Origin of the sequence: Collinsella ureilytica, assembly GCF_019795105.1 — a bacterium.
In the GTDB taxonomy this organism is placed as follows: Bacteria; Actinomycetota; Coriobacteriia; order Coriobacteriales; family Coriobacteriaceae; genus Collinsella; species Collinsella ureilytica.
This window is the reverse complement of sequence record NZ_JAIMFO010000008.1, coordinates 93173-108748: the sequence shown is the minus strand read 5'-3', so window position 1 is coordinate 108748 and position 15576 is coordinate 93173. Positions and strand designations below refer to the sequence as shown.

The 15576-nt window shown below is 53.2% G+C and carries 18 protein-coding genes; all 18 read left to right on the top strand.

The window, feature by feature from the left end; genetic code table 11:
* Nucleotides 1-62 precede the first annotated feature (62 nt).
* Complete coding sequence (locus K6V98_RS07615) at nucleotides 63-974, top strand: TetR-like C-terminal domain-containing protein (protein WP_306792836.1); 912 nt, start codon at nucleotides 63-65, stop codon at nucleotides 972-974.
* On the top strand, nucleotides 974-5584 hold the full coding sequence (locus K6V98_RS07610) for a 2-hydroxyacyl-CoA dehydratase (RefSeq protein WP_222199927.1): 4611 nt from the start codon (nucleotides 974-976) through the stop codon (nucleotides 5582-5584). The genes K6V98_RS07615 and K6V98_RS07610 overlap by 1 nt, the downstream gene beginning before the upstream one ends.
* 85 nt (nucleotides 5585-5669) lie before the next feature.
* The gene (locus K6V98_RS07605) at nucleotides 5670-5945 is read left to right on the top strand and encodes a NifU family protein (protein WP_222199926.1); all 276 of its coding nucleotides are present in this window, start codon (nucleotides 5670-5672) and stop codon (nucleotides 5943-5945) included.
* Between the two features lie 45 nt (nucleotides 5946-5990).
* Nucleotides 5991-6818 (top strand): prolipoprotein diacylglyceryl transferase, encoded by an 828-nt coding sequence (lgt, locus tag K6V98_RS07600; RefSeq protein WP_222199925.1) that lies wholly within the window; start codon nucleotides 5991-5993, stop codon nucleotides 6816-6818.
* 248 nt (nucleotides 6819-7066) lie between these two features.
* Nucleotides 7067-7873, top strand: coding sequence for a YebC/PmpR family DNA-binding transcriptional regulator (locus K6V98_RS07595; RefSeq protein WP_222199924.1), 807 nt, complete (start codon nucleotides 7067-7069; stop codon nucleotides 7871-7873).
* A 109-nt stretch (nucleotides 7874-7982) separates the two neighbouring features.
* Complete coding sequence (locus K6V98_RS07590) at nucleotides 7983-8528, top strand: Asp23/Gls24 family envelope stress response protein (RefSeq protein ID WP_222199923.1); 546 nt, start codon at nucleotides 7983-7985, stop codon at nucleotides 8526-8528.
* The gene (locus K6V98_RS07585; protein ID WP_371734545.1) at nucleotides 8521-8892 is read left to right on the top strand and encodes a DUF2273 domain-containing protein; all 372 of its coding nucleotides are present in this window, start codon (nucleotides 8521-8523) and stop codon (nucleotides 8890-8892) included. The genes K6V98_RS07590 and K6V98_RS07585 overlap by 8 nt, the downstream gene beginning before the upstream one ends.
* 112 nt (nucleotides 8893-9004) lie before the next feature.
* Nucleotides 9005-9406, top strand: coding sequence for an Asp23/Gls24 family envelope stress response protein (locus tag K6V98_RS07580; RefSeq protein ID WP_371734546.1), 402 nt, complete (start codon nucleotides 9005-9007; stop codon nucleotides 9404-9406).
* Between the two features lie 268 nt (nucleotides 9407-9674).
* A complete protein-coding gene (locus tag K6V98_RS07575) occupies nucleotides 9675-10439 on the top strand; it encodes a methionine ABC transporter ATP-binding protein (protein ID WP_222199921.1) in 765 nt (254 codons plus the stop codon).
* On the top strand, nucleotides 10432-11103 hold the full coding sequence (locus tag K6V98_RS07570; RefSeq protein WP_222199920.1) for a methionine ABC transporter permease: 672 nt from the start codon (nucleotides 10432-10434) through the stop codon (nucleotides 11101-11103). Before K6V98_RS07575 ends, K6V98_RS07570 begins: the two co-directional genes overlap by 8 nt.
* A gap of 134 nt (nucleotides 11104-11237) precedes the next feature.
* A complete protein-coding gene (locus K6V98_RS07565; protein WP_222199919.1) occupies nucleotides 11238-12104 on the top strand; it encodes a MetQ/NlpA family ABC transporter substrate-binding protein in 867 nt (288 codons plus the stop codon).
* A 386-nt stretch (nucleotides 12105-12490) separates the two neighbouring features.
* Nucleotides 12491-13048 (top strand): 50S ribosomal protein L5, encoded by a 558-nt coding sequence (gene rplE, locus K6V98_RS07560; RefSeq protein ID WP_306792835.1) that lies wholly within the window; start codon nucleotides 12491-12493, stop codon nucleotides 13046-13048.
* An 85-nt stretch (nucleotides 13049-13133) separates the two neighbouring features.
* On the top strand, nucleotides 13134-13319 hold the full coding sequence (locus K6V98_RS07555; protein ID WP_222199918.1) for a type Z 30S ribosomal protein S14: 186 nt from the start codon (nucleotides 13134-13136) through the stop codon (nucleotides 13317-13319).
* A gap of 128 nt (nucleotides 13320-13447) precedes the next feature.
* Complete coding sequence (gene rpsH / locus K6V98_RS07550) at nucleotides 13448-13846, top strand: 30S ribosomal protein S8 (RefSeq protein WP_222199917.1); 399 nt, start codon at nucleotides 13448-13450, stop codon at nucleotides 13844-13846.
* Between the two features lie 33 nt (nucleotides 13847-13879).
* Nucleotides 13880-14416 (top strand): 50S ribosomal protein L6, encoded by a 537-nt coding sequence (gene rplF / locus K6V98_RS07545; RefSeq protein ID WP_222199916.1) that lies wholly within the window; start codon nucleotides 13880-13882, stop codon nucleotides 14414-14416.
* Nucleotides 14417-14486: 70 nt separating this feature from the next.
* Nucleotides 14487-14849, top strand: coding sequence for a 50S ribosomal protein L18 (gene rplR, locus K6V98_RS07540; RefSeq protein ID WP_222199915.1), 363 nt, complete (start codon nucleotides 14487-14489; stop codon nucleotides 14847-14849).
* A gap of 13 nt (nucleotides 14850-14862) precedes the next feature.
* A complete protein-coding gene (rpsE, locus tag K6V98_RS07535; protein ID WP_222199914.1) occupies nucleotides 14863-15387 on the top strand; it encodes a 30S ribosomal protein S5 in 525 nt (174 codons plus the stop codon).
* 6 nt (nucleotides 15388-15393) lie between these two features.
* Nucleotides 15394-15576: a 50S ribosomal protein L30 gene (gene rpmD / locus K6V98_RS07530; RefSeq protein WP_222199913.1), complete on the top strand. Its 183-nt coding sequence runs from the start codon at nucleotides 15394-15396 to the stop codon at nucleotides 15574-15576.

Sequence of the window (15576 nt, the reverse complement as noted above, 5' to 3'; positions counted from 1 at the left end):
AGATATGAGTACGGTTCAAGGACTGCTTCGAGCCCAACCGGCTTGAGCTTCAACTCCAGTCGTTGGCGTTTGCCTTCGGTGTTGCGGCTACAGCTCTGGTTCCGGCAGCAGCTTCTGCTCCGGCTTCTCAGCTCTGGCTAGAGCCTTTGGCTTCGGCTCCGGTCGCAGCTTCTGCTTCAGTCTTTCGGCTGCAGCCTGTTGCCTGGGTATTTGAAGCCTCGTCATCTGACCGTATGACCTTGCGGCGCTTTCAAAACGCCGCGAAAGAGAGTGAGCTTGGTATGCGTGAGACCGACTTTTCCTGCCGTGATCGTAGGTCGCGCCGCTCGCAGTGCGCCCTGGCAGATGCATTGGCGGACTTGCTTGCTGAGGGCAAGGAGCTCTCTCGTTTAACGGTGAGCGATCTAACAAATTGTGCAGACCTGACACGCCGTACCTTCTATAGCCACTATCGCGATATCCCCGATTTTGTTGACGCAGTAGAGACCATCTTGGCTGAAGAAATTGGCCAGCTCATTCACGCAATTTCAGAAGCTAGTTTGCCTCAGGTTTATAGCGCCATTAAGATGCTTGAGCCAGCGCCAGGATCGGTTGAGCTCGTGGAGTATCTGGCGAAAAACAAAAGGCTCGTGGGAGGCTTATTAGGTCCTGGTGGGGATCCTGGGTTTATCAAACGCTTAACTGATATGGCTTGCCTTGCGGTTTCTGAGCGTATGCAGACTGGCATACCTGAGGAGGCTCGGGGTGTCTTTTTTGATTACTACCTGTCCTATGTGGTTGCTGCAGAGGCTGGTGTGGTGCAGCGCTGGTTTGAGACTGGCCTTGCTGAAACTCCGGAGACGATCGCTCGCATTATGACGGTCATCGCCTTTGTGCGTCCGGGAGATTTGTATGGAATGCCCATCGACATTGACGTTCCTGCATATGGCATGAGGCTTATGGGTCTTGCCACTGCAGGGAAGGGGGATCTCTGATGGCAGAAAATAATCTTCACGTTCCTGCAGGAGCACTGTGGTTTGCTGAGCGTGCAATAGGGCCGCTTCAGTTGGGAATTGATGTTGGCTCCACAACCGTTAAGCTTGCCGTGCTCAATGAGGCGCACGAGATCGTGTATGCCATGTATCAGCGTCATCATACCGATGTTCGCGCCTGTGCTCGGGATCTTTTTGAAGGCGCTGCTGCCGTGCTGCCTGATGCCAAGATGACCTGTGCCATTACCGGCTCCGGTGGCATGCTGCTTTCTCAGTGGTTAGGTCTTGAGTTTGTGCAAGAGGTTATTGCCTCAAAACGCGCGGTCGAGACCATGATTCCCAAAACCGATGTTGCCATAGAGCTTGGTGGCGAAGATGCCAAGATCATCTACTTTGACTCCGGCATTGAACAGCGCATGAATGGCACCTGTGCCGGGGGTACCGGCGCTTTTATTGACCAAATGGCAGTTCTGCTGAAAACCGATGCTGCTGGCCTCAATGAGCTCGCCCGGGGTGCCTCAACGATTTATCCCATTGCAAGCCGCTGTGGCGTTTTTGCTAAAACCGACGTGCAACCCCTCTTGAACGAGGGCGCTCATCCAGAAGATATTGCGGCAAGCATCTTTCAGGCGGTAGTAACGCAGACCATTTCAGGGCTTGCATGCGGCCGACCCATTCGAGGTCACATCGCATTTTTGGGAGGGCCGCTCCAATATCTTTCTGAGTTGCGTCGTCGCTTTTATCTCACACTTGAGCTGGATGAAGAGCACCGGATCGTTCCAGAGAACGCCCATCTCTTCGTAGCTTCAGGCGCTGCGATGGCTCATGAGTCAGAAGCAACAACCACCTTTGCTGGTCTCATTGCAGCTATTGATGAGCTGGGAGATACCCAGGGCTCAGAAGTGGCTCGTCTGGAGCCGCTCTTTGAGCATGAAGAGGCATACCGGCGTTTTAAGGATCGCCATGACCGGGAAGTGGTGCCAACCGAGGCCTTGAGTGCATATACCGGCAGCCGAGTGTTTATTGGTCTTGATGCAGGATCGACCACCATGAAAGCCGCCATGGTGGGCGAGGATGGCCAGCTTTTGCATACCTGGTATGGCAGTAACCACGGGGATATTTTAGGAACTGCCAAGACCATCATGGCTGATTTTTATGAGCACCTGCCCCAGGGTGCTACTATCGGGCACGTCACTACAACAGGCTATGGAGAGGCACTCTTAATTGAGGCGCTTAAAGCAGACTCAGGAGAAATTGAAACCGTAGCGCACCTGCGAGGAGCGAAGGCGTTTTTGCCCGGCGTTGAGTTCATCTTGGATATTGGCGGCCAAGATATGAAATGCTTGCGCGTCCGCGATGGCGTGATCGAGCACATCATGCTAAACGAAGCATGTTCGTCGGGTTGCGGCAGCTTTATTGAGAGCTTTGCCGTCTCAATGAATATGGATGTTGAAGCCTTTGCAGAGGCAGCAATTGGCGCAGAAGCTCCGGTGGATTTGGGCAGTCGCTGCACCGTTTTTATGAACTCCCGCGTTAAACAGGCGCAAAAAGAGGGCGCTACGGTGGGAGATATTGCTGCCGGTCTTTCGTATTCGGTCATTAAAAACGCCTTATTCAAGGTGATTAAGCTCCGTGATCCCAAAGAAATTGGTACGCAGGTCATTGTGCAAGGCGGAACCTTTATGAGTGATGCCACTCTGCGCGCCTTTGAGCTTCTTACGGGTGTTGATGCAGTGCGGCCAGATATTGCGGGATGCATGGGTGCATATGGTGCGGCTTTGTTGGCGCGTGATCGCGCGGGCAAAGATGGTATATCGGGTGTGCTTGCGGCTGAAGAAATTGCTGAGTTAACGGTGAGGCAGCGCCATGCTCGCTGTGGACTGTGCTCAAATAACTGTCAGCTCACCATTAATGACTTTGGTGGAGGTCGGCGCTTTATTACGGGGAACCGCTGTGAGCGCGGAGCGGGTGGTAAAAGAAAGAAAACAGCGGCTCCAAACCTCTTTTCTCAGAAGAACCGCCTGCTTTTTGATCGGCCTTCACTTACGCAAGAAGAGGCCATTCGTGGCTCGGTGGGTATTCCACGCGCCCTCAATATCTATGAGAACTATCCGTTTTGGCATACCTTCTTCACGCGTCTGGGCTTTCGGGTGATTCTGTCAGACGATTCAAATAAGAAGATCTACAATGCTGGCATTGAATCGATGCCCAGCGAATCGGCGTGTTATCCGGCGAAGCTCTCGCATGGCCACATCATGAACCTCATCGAAAAGGATCCCGATTTTATTTGGATGCCGTGCGTGCGCTGGGAGCGCAAAGAAGATGAGACGGCGGGTAACTGCTATAACTGCCCGATTGTGATGAGCTATCCCACAGCTCTTGCCTTAAATATTGATGAGCTTGCAGAAGATGGCGTGGAGTTCCTCTATCCCTTTATTCCGTATCACGACAAGATTGCTTTGAAGCGCCGCCTCTATGAGATCCTCGTGCTTGATCGTGAACGCGATGCAGAGGCTGGTCGAGGTCGTGTTGCAGGACCTCGCATTACGCGCTCTGAGATCGATGCCGCTGTGAATGCCGCATATGAGGAGGATGCGGCATTTCATGCGCGCGTTCAGATCATGGGCGAGCAAGCAATGACCTGGATCGAAGATAATGGTGGGCATGGGATTGTTTTAGCAGGCAGACCCTATCATAACGACCCTGAGATCAACCACGCCTTGCCAGAGCTCATCAGCTCGTTTGGCTTTGCGGTATTAACCGAAGACTCGGTGGCTCATTTGGTCAAGCCTGAGCGGCCAATTCGAGTGGTAGATCAGTGGATGTATCACTCGCGGCTCTATGCAGCTGCGCGCCTGGTTACGATGCGCAACGATCTGGATCTGATTCAGATGAATTCTTTTGGCTGTGGCCTTGATGCACTCACCACCGATCAGGTGCAAGAGATTCTCGAGGTTTCGGGCAAGATTTATACGGTCTTAAAGATTGATGAAGTGTCAAATTTAGGTGCGGCTCGTATTCGTGTGCGCTCCTTAATGGCAGCCTTGCAAGACCGTGAAGCTGAGCGCGCCCGTGAGGCAGCAAAGCGCGGAGAGACCTATGCTTCTGGAGCCGCCTTGCCGGTTGAGGCCTCTGCCGATGCCCCTGCCTTTTCTACGCGTGTCTTTAATTTGGAGCCGCAACGTGCAGGAAAAAGCGCTGAGTGGCCTAAGGTGCCCTTTACTGAGAAGATGCGTGACGAGGGCTATACCATTCTCTGTCCGCAGATGGCACCCATTCATTTTGACCTCATCAAAGAGGTGATGATTGCCGCTGGATACAATTTTGAGCTGCTGCCCTCAACCGATCGTGGCGCGGTCGAGGCGGGGCTGCGCTATGTGAACAACGATATTTGCTATCCCTCGATTTTGGTTACTGGCCAGATCATGGAGGCGATTGAGAGTGGCCGCTACGATCTTTCGCGCACGGCAGTTATCATTTCTCAAACAGGCGGTGGATGCCGTGCAACCAACTATATTGCCCTCATCCGCAAAGCGCTACGCGAAGCAGGACACCCCGAGATTCCAGTCATATCGCTTGCGGCAGTCAAGCTCGATGAAGAAAATCCTGGCTTTAAGCTCAAGCCTTCTATGCTAAAAGCAGCCGTGTATTGTGTGATCTTTGGCGATCTCATGATGCAGATGCTCTATCGTTGCCGCCCCTATGAAAAAACGCCAGGTGCGGCCAACGCCTTGTTCGAATCGTTTATGGCACGTGCTCGCGCACTGGCTCCACAGTTTACGCGGAGGAGTTTTACCAAGCTTGCTCGTGAGGCGATCGCGGCGTTTGACACCATGCCTTTGGTTGGCGAGGGCACAAAGCCCCGGGTCGGCGTGGTTGGCGAGATCTTGGTGAAGTTCCACCCTACGGCTAATAACCATGTGGTTGAGGTCATTGAAGATGAGGGTTGCGAGGCTGTGGTTCCAGGCTTGCTTGACTTCTTCTTGTACTCAATGAGCAATGCTCGCCTTCAGCAAGATGAGCTTGGATCTTCAGCGGTTTCAAGAACGCTTATGGATGGCGTGATTGGGTTGGTGGATTGGATGCGCCGCCCGGTTGATGAGCTCCTAGAGAAAAGCGCTCGTTTTGAGCGACCAAAGCCCATTTCGGTTCTGGCAGAAAAGGCTTCCCAGGTGCTTTCGCTTTGCAACAATATGGGTGAGGGCTGGCTCTTAACAGCAGAAATGCTTGATCTGATTGATCATGGGGCTCCAAATATTATCTGTACACAACCCTTTGCCTGTCTTCCGAATCATGTGGTTGGAAAAGCTGTGATCAAGCAACTGCGCCGTATGCATCCTGAGAGCAATATTGTTGCAGTTGACTATGATCCGGGCGCTTCTGAGGCCAATCAGCTCAATCGCATCAAGCTTATGATTTCGGTTGCAAAAGAAAACTTGCGTGCTGGGAAGGGCTTTCATATGGAGGGAATCCGCCCCCTTGCTCTCGATGAGGTGGATGCTCATTTTCGTCCCGATACTGGATCCGGCGGCTGTGGGGGAGGCTGTGCTGCCTTTAGTGAGGAGGCAATAGCGGCTACTGCTCAGCGCTTATCGCGCGGTATAAAGCGATAGATGAGCAATGCAAGATAGCGGTCTCGATCTGTCTTGAGCCGGCATGTAGTACCATGCACGGAGATCCAAGTGGAAAGGAGCCTTGGTGGCTGTAAATGAGAAACTGTTGGTAGAAGTTCTTGACGAGATTCGTCCTAATCTGCAGGCAGATGGCGGCGATATGACCTATATCGGCGTAGATGATGAGGGTGTGGTCCAGCTTGAGCTCACAGGAGCCTGCGCTGGCTGCCCCATGAGCTCACTCACGTTGTCGATGGGTATTGAGCGCATCTTGAAAGAGCATGTCCCTGGCGTTACGCGGGTTGAGGCAGTCAATGACGAGGGATCGTCTGATCTCTATGATGAATACGCGCCGTTCTAAGCATGTCTACTCGTTTGCGAAAGCTCGCTGAGCCAAGGAGATAGCATGCTCAATGACTTGTATCATGCCTTAGATCCAGTTGCTTTTTCTGCAGGTCCCATCACGATCTATTGGTACGGCTTAGCCTATATTGTTGGTGCGGTACTTACCGGTATCGTTATGTATCGTACGCAGCGCCGTTGGGGTCTTGGCCTTACGATTGATGATATCTGGACTGTGGTAAGTGCGGTGGTCTTTGGTCTGATCATCGGTGCCCGCCTGTTCTACGTAGTCTTTTACGGGGAAGGGCTCGATTTTTATCTGCAGCATCCGCTTGAGATTATTGCGGTAAACCACGGTGGTATGAGCTTTCATGGCGGCCTGGTGGGAGGCGTTCTAGCGGGTATAGTGGCCTGCCGGTCTTTAGGTATTGCTCCAGGAACCATGGCAGACTTGACCGTGATCGGCGTTCCGATTGCCCTCATGCTTGGCCGTTGCGCTAACTTTGTTAATGGTGAGCTCTGGGGTAAACCAACCGATCTGCCCTGGGGCGTCGTCTTTGGTGGGGCGGCAGGCTCTATGCCTCGCCATCCGAGCCAGCTCTATGAGGCGTTTCTAGAGGGGCTTGTACTCTTTTTACTTCTGCAGGTATTAAGCCGTCGCCGTCCACTTCCGCCACAGGGAACCTTTATGGGTACCTTTGTGTTGGGCTATGGCATTGCTCGCATACTGGTTGAGTTTGTGCGGGTGCCCGATGCTCAGCTGGGCTACCTCATAGGCGGCGTTATAACGATGGGTCAGATCTTGAGTCTGCCCTTGGTGATTGTAGGGATCGTGCTGATTGTCGTTGCTGCTCGTGCAAAGCGGCCGCAAGTAGGCAGTGTGGCTGGCTAATCGTTCTGGCGTGGTACGTATTGTGCCTATTCGCGTCTGAGTGTAGGCCAGCTCCAGTGTTTTGGCGGCAGGTTGGCATCAGTCTTGGATGATATGTGCACACAATGCCTGCGTTGACCTGTGAGATCACGGGCGCGCCGTTGCACAGTTAAGACGATCGGTATAATATTTGCGAACGTATGTTTATCAGAAGCGGGGAAGCATCCCGGGTTGTAAGGGTACCTCGTGTATGTGAGAAGGAGCATTGCATGTCTGGACACTCAAAATGGGCAACAACCAAGCACCGCAAGGGTGCACAAGACGCCAAGCGCTCCGCCCTCTTTTCTAAGCTGAGCCGCAATATTACGGTTGCAGCTCGTTTGGGTAATGACCCCAGCCCTGAGAATAATGCAAGCCTTGCTGCTGCGGTTGCTAAAGCCAAGGCTCAGTCTATGCCAAAAGACAAGATTGATTCTGCAATTAAGAAGGCCTTTGGTGCTGGTGCAGATGCGGCTGCTTACGAGAATATTGTGTATGAGGGCTACGGTCCTGCTGGCGTTGCTGTGTATTGCGAGTGCTTAACCGATAACCGCAATCGTACTGCCGCAGATGTGCGCTCGGCTTTCTCCCATGCGGGCGGCAATCTCGGCACGGCTGGTTCGGTTTCGTTCCAGTTTGAGCGCAAGGGTCAGGTCGTGGTAGCGAAAGAGATTGTTGACCCAAACGATAAGAAAGAAAACCTGATGGCCAACGGTGCTGCTGGCGATGAGGAAGAGTTTATGATGGCCGTGGCAGAGGCTGGCGGAGAAGATTATGAGGACGGCGAGGATGAGTGGATTGTTTGGACCAATCCGTCTGAGCTTATGGCCGTTTCTAAGGGTCTTGAAAGCCAGGGCATTGAGGTAAAGGGTGCCGAGCTCATTATGGTTCCTACCACACCAACTGAGGTTTCTGTTGCAGATGCCAAAAAGGTGCAGCGCTTGATTGACCGCCTTGAGGATCTTGATGATGTTCAGGATGTGTATCACACGATGGAAATGACCGAGGAGATCGCAGCTGCCTTAGATGAGGATTAAGCTGGGCTTTGTCTACCTGCGTGTCTGAGTGATGCTTGCCGGGTCCGTTTCTTGCGGATCCGGCTTTTCTTAATTGGGTAGGATGGTGGCGGTATATGAGAGGAGTGGCATGAGGCCGATCGCAAAAATTGCAGCAGTGATCTACGTACTTGCAGCCGCTGCAGTTATAGGGCTTGCAGTGGCTCAGCTCGACACTGATCTCTCACGGCGTGCTGCTATTTTGCTCCTGCAGCTCCCGGTGCGTATTTCTTTGATGGTGTGTGGAGCCATCGTTGGCATCCATGCTCTTTATATGCTCTTGCGTGTATGTTTTGATCACCCTGAACCGGCGGCGATACGCCTTGCAGAAGCTCCAGAGATTGAGGTCTCACTCGCTGCCCTTGAAGGTGTATCACGCCTTGCAGCAGAAGATGAGTCGGGAATTCTTGTTGATCGAGTGCTCGTGAGTGTGCGTGGCCGCGCTCGTGATCGAGTATGTGTGCGCCTTGACGCAATCTCACTCGTTGGATCTAACCTTGCAGCTCAGGGCAAGCGTATGGAAGAGCGGGTCACAAAAGCTGTGGCTCGTATGCTTGGCACATCGGTTGCAGAGGTGCACGTCCGTTTCTTGCCCACCAAGACCACAATTCAGACCAAGGAGGTCTCCGGTGCGTGATACCGCAGACAACATGCCACGTCAGGTAATTGAGACAAGCCCCGAGAAAGGGCTTGAAGACCAGAATGCACGCTGGATGCCAGAGGCTCAAGACTTAGGTGAGCATGCGGATATTCCACATGGTACCTGGGGCTTTATTGAAGGTATGGGCAAGCGCGCCTGGATCTATGCAGATCGGCATCCGCATACGGTGGTCTACGGTCTGCTCGGTCTTCTGGCAGCTGTGTTGATTTTAACCCTCGGACTTTGGCGTACCATCGTCATAGCTGTCTTCGCGCTGGTAGGAGCCGCAATCGGCCAGGTTCGAGATGGGCGCGGGGGCATGTACGAGTTCTTTAATCGGCTGTTCAGTGGCCGTCGCTAGAAAGGAGGCCGTCATGGTCGAGGAAAAGATGGATGTCCACACTGAGGAGCCGAACAGCGAGCTTGGCAGGGCAGCGCTCGATCACGGAGCAGACGCTGAGTCTTCACATGAGATGCCAGAGACAGCTGAGGTTGTTCAGGATCGCGAGACGGATGATACTCTTACCTATTCCAATGGCGTGATTGAAAAGATTGTAGCCATGGCTACCCTGGAGGCAGAGCATGTCTTGGGTATGAAGGGCAATCTCATGCACTTCGTTCAAGAGCAGTTCGGCGCAGAGAGCCTCGGTAAGGGTGTATCGGTTGAAGTGGCCGATGATAACGGCGTGATCGTGAATATCTCAATCATTATTGAGTACGGTTCGTTTGCGCCCGATATTTTTGAAGATGTAAAGACGCGCGTAACTGAGCGCTTAGCTGCTATGACCGGGCTTGAGGTAACAGGCATCAACCTCAGAATCGAAGACGTGCTTACTCCTGAAGAGTTTGCTGCCCATCGTAAGCGCGACGAATAGGAATAATCTGCGTACGAAAAAATGTTTCCCGAGTATTTCTCGTAAGATCTCCTCTTGCACCTGCCGGGTAGCCAAGGTATCTTCAACTCCATGAAGACACACGCCGCACATATTACGATGATGATGGTCATGGAGATGCCCTCGCCCGGGCACTTTGCCATGCCGCGACAGGTTCGCGGCCAGGTAGAGACCGGGCGCCCTCTGTAGGCTTTTCTCCGGCGGGAGTAAAGCCCGCCTTCTCTGACATCGCATCGAGCGGAGTAAACCTGTGATCACGATTAACCATGTTTCCAAGGTCTTTGGAGATTCGAAACAGAGCTCAGCCTCTTCAGAGGTACATGCTCTGAGCGATATTAATCTCACGATTGCTGATGGCGATCGTTTTGGCATCATCGGTATGAGTGGTGCAGGTAAGTCCACCTTAGTGAGAATCATTAATCTGCTTGAGCGTCCCACATCCGGAAAGATTTTTGCAGACGGAAAAGATGTGACGGATCTTCAAGGTGCAAAGCTTCGAGCGTATCGGCGTCGCACTGCCATGATCTTTCAGAATTTTGGGCTCTTGGCTCAAAAGACCGTCCTCGATAATGTTTGTTTTCCTTTTCTTGCAGCAACGGGCAAGGTGAGCGATCAGGATCGCGAGCGCGCACTGAATTTGCTCAAGCGCGTGGGGCTTTCCGAGAAGGCACATGCATATCCAGCACAGCTCTCTGGAGGCCAGCAGCAGCGTGTTGCTATTGCGCGCGCTCTTGCTTGTGAGCCTGAGGTCATCTTATGTGATGAGGCCACCTCGGCGCTCGACCCTAAGAGCACGAATACGATTTTGAAACTTTTGCGCGACATCAATGAAGAAACGGGTGTAACGCTTGTGGTCATTACGCACTCCATGGATGTCGTAGAAAAGATTTGCACGCAGGTTGCTGTTCTCGACGCTGGCCGCGTGGTTGAACAAGGACCGGTTGAGCATGTGTTTGCTCAACCTCAAGCTGAGCCAACCCGTGTCTTATTGGGAAAGGTGGACTGGGATGCCTGAGATCCAGAGCTTCTTTGATGAGTTTGGTGCCCTGCTTTTTCAAGGGTCGCTCGATACGTGCATCATGGTCTTTGGGTCATGTGCCATCGCGTATGTACTCGGCATTGCGCTTGGTGTGATCTTGCACCTCACAGCTCCCGGTGGGCTTCGGCCAGCAACGCTTGTTCATGCAGTGTTGGGCTGGATTGTAAATATTGGCCGATCTATGCCATTCATCATTTTGATGATCGCTTTGATACCGGTAACGACTCGTCTCGTAGGAACCTCAACGGGCGTGCGCGGTGTTGTGCCTCCTTTGGTAGTAGCCTGTGCTCCTTTTGTTGCTCGCATGGTTGAGCAGTCTTTAGCTGAGATTCCGCGCGATGTGGTTGAGGCGGCAGAGTCTTGCGGTGCCTCGGTGCCTCGCATTGTGTTTTCGGCCCTGTTGCCCGAGGCTGCTCCGTCAATTGTGCGTGGCGTTGCCGTTACCCTCATTGCAGTTTTGGGCTATACCGCAATTGCGGGAGCCTTAGGTGCTGGTGGCTTAGGCGATATTGCAGTTCGCTATGGCTACTATCGCTTCGAAAACGGTGTAATGATTGCCACCATTATTTTGCTTATTGTCTTTGTTCAGCTTATTCAGAGTATCTGTAACCTCATTGCACGTGCAGTTGATCATCGTTAGGCGCTTGCTTGGCCACCGTTAACTACTGGCCTTGCTTGGCTGGGAACATGCGATGTGGCTGAGCAGACGGTTCTTTGCTTGCTTCGTTTTGCATGCTCGTTGATGCTCACTCGTGCACCTTGAAAGGACATATCATGAACTTCTCTCAGACTTCTTTTTCTCGCCGCTCCTTTGTTCGCGCTGCTCTGGCAGGGTTGGGCGTAGTTGGTACGGCCTCGCTCGTAGGATGTGGTGGCTCCGGGGCTTCTGCAGGATCTCAAAAGGCGGCGTCCAAGACGCTGACCGTTGCAGCAAGCCCGGCACCTCATGCCAGCATTCTGAGTGATTTTGCTGCTCCTAAGCTCAAAGAGAAGGGGATTGAGCTTAAGGTGCGCGAGTATACCGACTATATCCAGCCGAATAAAGACACAAGCTCAGGTGAGGTAGATGCAAACTACTTCCAGCACATTAATTACCTGAATAACTATAACGAGAAGAACGGAACCGATCTGGTCTCAGTAGGGGCAATTCACTTTGAGCCAATGGCTCTCTTTGCCGGAAAATCGAAGAGCCTTGACCGGATTGAATACGGATCGGTAATTGCAATTCCAAATGATCCAACCAACGAAGGTCGTGCCTTACTGCTTTTGGCGGATCAGGGATTTATTACACTCAAGGATCCAAAGAATCTTGAGGCAACGCCGAAAGATGTTGCCGATAACCCGCATAATTTTACATTCCAAGAGATTGAAGCTGCAGCTCTGCCACGTACTTTGGATTCGGTAGACTTTGCCGTCATTAATGGCAACTATGCCATTGAGGCGGGCTACCACGTAAAGGATGCGCTCTTGCATGAAGAGGCCGGTTCGGTTGCTGTTGAGCAGTATGCCAATATCATCTGCACCACGCCTGCTCATGAGCATGATGAGGCAATTACTGCTTTGGTTTCAGTCCTTCAGTCGGAGGATTTTAAGACCTATCTTTCTCAGCAGTTTGGCCAAGATGTCTTGCCGGCCTTTTAAAGCTATTGCGTAAGGTCAGCTCCGCTGCGTGAAGGGTCAGCTCAGTTGCATGTAAGGCCTTTTGAGCTGATCTTGAAAGCGGCAGGGGCAAGTGCTCGGTATGATCTTTGGCGAAACCTTGGATTCACGCGGGCTCAAGCGGGCTGCGGAATTCTCTGAATTGTGGAGTTCCGCAGCTGAGCGGGGAGTGTGGATAGATTTTCCTAGCAATCCTTTCGGCTCGCGCGTATCATAGCGACGTATTGCCCGGCTCCTGTCGGTCAATCGTCCTGCCGGTATAAGCCATTCCGACAGGTCGCGACAGGAGGTGCGAGGACAGCCAGAGCTCAAGGATATCCCAGCTCATACGGCCACTGCCCCGCACTTAAAACCCCAAAGGAGTGTATATGGCTGACGAGAAGTACATCCCCCGCCTCAAGACCAAGTATCAAGACGAGGTCAAAAAGGCTATGCAGGAGAAGTTTGGCTATAAGAACGTCATGCAGGTTCCCAAGATCGAGAAGATCGTGGTGAACATGGGCGTTGGCGAGGCCGCAACTGATTCCAAGGCAATCGATGGCGCTGTTCGCGATCTTCGCACCATTACTGGTCAGCAGCCCATGGTCACTCGTGCCCGTAAGTCAATTGCATCCTTCCGTCTGCGTGCTGGTATGCCCATTGGTGCTAAGGTCACCTTGCGCGGCAACCGCATGTGGGAGTTCTTCGACCGCCTGACCTCCATTGCAATCCCTCGTATTCGTGACTTCCGGGGCATTTCGCCCAAGAGCTTTGACGGGCGCGGTAACTTCTCCATGGGCGTTACCGAGCAGCTCATCTTCCCCGAGGTTGATTTCGATTCCGTGGATCACACACGCGGTATGGATATCACCATCGTGACCACCGCTCATACCGACGATGAGGCTCGTGCTTTGCTCGACTTCTTCGGTTTCCCGTTCAAGAAATAGGTTCCTAGCCCCGGTGCCGTCGGCTTGTACGAAGGTGTATAAGCCGACTCGGGGTGCATATATACAGCATGTGAGGAGGAAATACGTGGCTAAGACATCGATGATCGTCAAGTGCTCTCGCAAGCCGAAGTTCTCGACCCGCAAGTATTCGCGCTGCCAGCGCTGTGGGCGTCCGCATTCGGTTTATCGCAAATTCGGCCTGTGCCGAGTCTGCTTCCGTGAGCTGGCACTCAAAGGCGAGCTTCCCGGCATTAAGAAGGCCAGCTGGTAAGTCACTGCCAGCGCGTCGGTAAGGATCGCATCCACCGATGCATGGAAGTACGTGCCTGGCTCTGGCTTTCTCGCCATGGGTGAGAAAGAACCGGGGCACGTGTTCATCAAGAACGAAGGAGAATCCGCATGAATCTCACAGACCCGATCGCGGACATGCTCACGCGTATCCGCAACGGTAACTCTGCGAACAAGACGGAGGTCTCGATGCCGAGCAGCAAAAAGCTCGTCGAGATCGCTCGCGTCATCTTTGAGGAGGGCTATATTGAGGGCTATTCCGTAGAGGATACCGCCCCTGCCAAGACCCTTCACATTACGCTTAAGTACGGACCGAAGAAGACCAAGGTCATCAATGGTATTAAGCGCATTTCTAAGCCAGGTTTGCGCAAGTACTCGGGTGCCAAGAACCTCCCGCGTGTTCGCGGTGGCTTGGGTACCGCAATTGTTTCCACGAGCCAAGGTGTTATGGCCGACCGCGATGCCCGTAGCCGTGGCATCGGCGGCGAGGTCGTCGCCTTTGTTTGGTAATCGATTCGGCGAGTAGAAGGAAGGGAGATCACCGTGTCTCGTATCGGTAAGAAGCCTGTCCAGATTCCCGCCGGGGTCGAGGTGACAGTCAAGGGTTCTACGGTCACTGTGAAAGGACCGAAGGGCACCCTTGAACAGGATATTTATGAGAAGCTTTCCGTTTCAGTTGAGGACGGCGTACTGACCGTAAGCCGTTCTGACGAGGAGCGTGAAACCCGCGCCCGCCACGGACTGAACCGTTCACTCATTCAAAACATGGTGACTGGTGTGTCTGAGGGCTATGTCAAGCGTCTTGAGCTTGCCGGCGTTGGCTATCGTGTGCAGCAAAAGGGCAAGAACCTCGAGTTCTCTCTTGGCTTTTCACACCCAGTTATTATTGAGCAGCCCGAAGGCATTACCTTTGAGGTGCCTGATAACACGCACGTAAACATTATGGGTATCAACAAGCAGCAGGTCGGGCAGGTTGCCGCTGAAATTCGCGCCAAGCGTCCGCCTGAGCCTTATAAGGGCAAGGGTATCCACTACGTCGGTGAGTACATCCGTCGTAAGCTTGGTAAGGCTGCCAAGTAAGGTTTCCTTACACACCCATACGTAAGACCGGTACCCCGTTAGGTGCCGGCGGAACTCAAAGGAGTTTGTAATGAACAAGCATAAGGCGAAGCAGGCGGGTCTGAAGCGTCGCCAGCGTCGCGTTCGCGGCAAGATCTTCGGTACCCCCGAGCGTCCGCGTTTGCGTGTTGTCCGCTCTAACGCCAATATCTATGCCATGATCGTGGACGATACGGATGGGAAAACCCTCGTATCTGCCTCTACCTTGGAGTCCGATCTTAAGTCTGAAAACGGTGGCAACCAAGAGGCTGCCCGCAAGATCGGTGAGCTCGTTGGTAAGCGCGCCATCGAGGCTGGCATCAAGGCTGTTCGCTTTGATCGTGGCGGACGTATCTACCATGGTCGCGTTAAGGCACTTGCTGAGGGTGCCCGCGCTGCCGGTCTCGAATTCTAGGAGGTATTGACCAATGGCTCGTAATCAGCGTCAGCAGCGCGAGGCCTCCGAGTTCGAGGAGCGCGTCGTCTTTATTAACCGCGTAGCCAAGACTGTTAAGGGTGGACGTCGCATGTCCCTCGTCGCCCTGGTAGTTGTTGGCGATGGCAAGGGAAGGGTCGGCATCGGCATGGGTAAGTCCGCCGAGGTGCCCACCGCCATTTCCAAGGCCAGTATCGATGCGAAAAAGCATCTCTTCCGCGTGCCGCTAACTGAGGACGGCTCTTTGCCGCACGAGGTTCTTGGCCGCTTTGGTGCTGCCCGCATCCTCATTAAGCCCGCTGTAGAGGGTACCGGCGTGATCGCCGGCGGTGCGGTGCGCCCCCTCTTTGAGCTTGCGGGTGTTAAGAATGTTCTTGCTAAGTCACTCGGTTCAGATAATGGCTTGAATATCATCAAGGCCGCTGCCGAGGGCTTAAAAGAGCTCACCAGCCCCGAGGACATCGCTGAGCGTCGCGGTCTGACCGTGGCTCAGATGCTCATCGGTAAGGAGGAGTAGCGAATCATGGCTAAGACCATCACGATTAAGCAGGTCAGGAGCACCATTGGGTGCAAAGAAGATCAGGTGCGCACCGTTGCTGCTCTTGGTCTTCGCAAGATCAACCACACCCGCGAGATCGCCGATAACGAGGGCGTCCGTGGCATGATCTTCAAGGTCAAGCACCTTGTCGAGATTGTAGAGGAGTAA

Excerpts from the sequence above, each read along its gene's own strand:
- K6V98_RS07610 (WP_222199927.1), top strand. The coding sequence starts at position 974 with ATGGCAGAAAATAATCTTCACGTTCCTGCAGGAGCACTGTGGTTTGCT.
- K6V98_RS07580 (WP_371734546.1), top strand. The coding sequence starts at position 9,005 with ATGCCAGAGACAGCTGAGGTTGTTCAGGATCGCGAGACGGATGATACT.
- rpmD (WP_222199913.1), top strand. The coding sequence starts at position 15,394 with ATGGCTAAGACCATCACGATTAAGCAGGTCAGGAGCACCATTGGGTGC.
- lgt (WP_222199925.1), top strand. The coding sequence starts at position 5,991 with ATGCTCAATGACTTGTATCATGCCTTAGATCCAGTTGCTTTTTCTGCA.
- K6V98_RS07570 (WP_222199920.1), top strand. The coding sequence starts at position 10,432 with ATGCCTGAGATCCAGAGCTTCTTTGATGAGTTTGGTGCCCTGCTTTTT.
- rpsH (WP_222199917.1), top strand. The coding sequence starts at position 13,448 with ATGAATCTCACAGACCCGATCGCGGACATGCTCACGCGTATCCGCAAC.
- rplR (WP_222199915.1), top strand. The coding sequence starts at position 14,487 with ATGAACAAGCATAAGGCGAAGCAGGCGGGTCTGAAGCGTCGCCAGCGT.
- K6V98_RS07565 (WP_222199919.1), top strand. The coding sequence starts at position 11,238 with ATGAACTTCTCTCAGACTTCTTTTTCTCGCCGCTCCTTTGTTCGCGCT.
- rplE (WP_306792835.1), top strand. The coding sequence starts at position 12,491 with ATGGCTGACGAGAAGTACATCCCCCGCCTCAAGACCAAGTATCAAGAC.
- K6V98_RS07590 (WP_222199923.1), top strand. The coding sequence starts at position 7,983 with ATGAGGCCGATCGCAAAAATTGCAGCAGTGATCTACGTACTTGCAGCC.
- K6V98_RS07595 (WP_222199924.1), top strand. The coding sequence starts at position 7,067 with ATGTCTGGACACTCAAAATGGGCAACAACCAAGCACCGCAAGGGTGCA.
- rpsE (WP_222199914.1), top strand. The coding sequence starts at position 14,863 with ATGGCTCGTAATCAGCGTCAGCAGCGCGAGGCCTCCGAGTTCGAGGAG.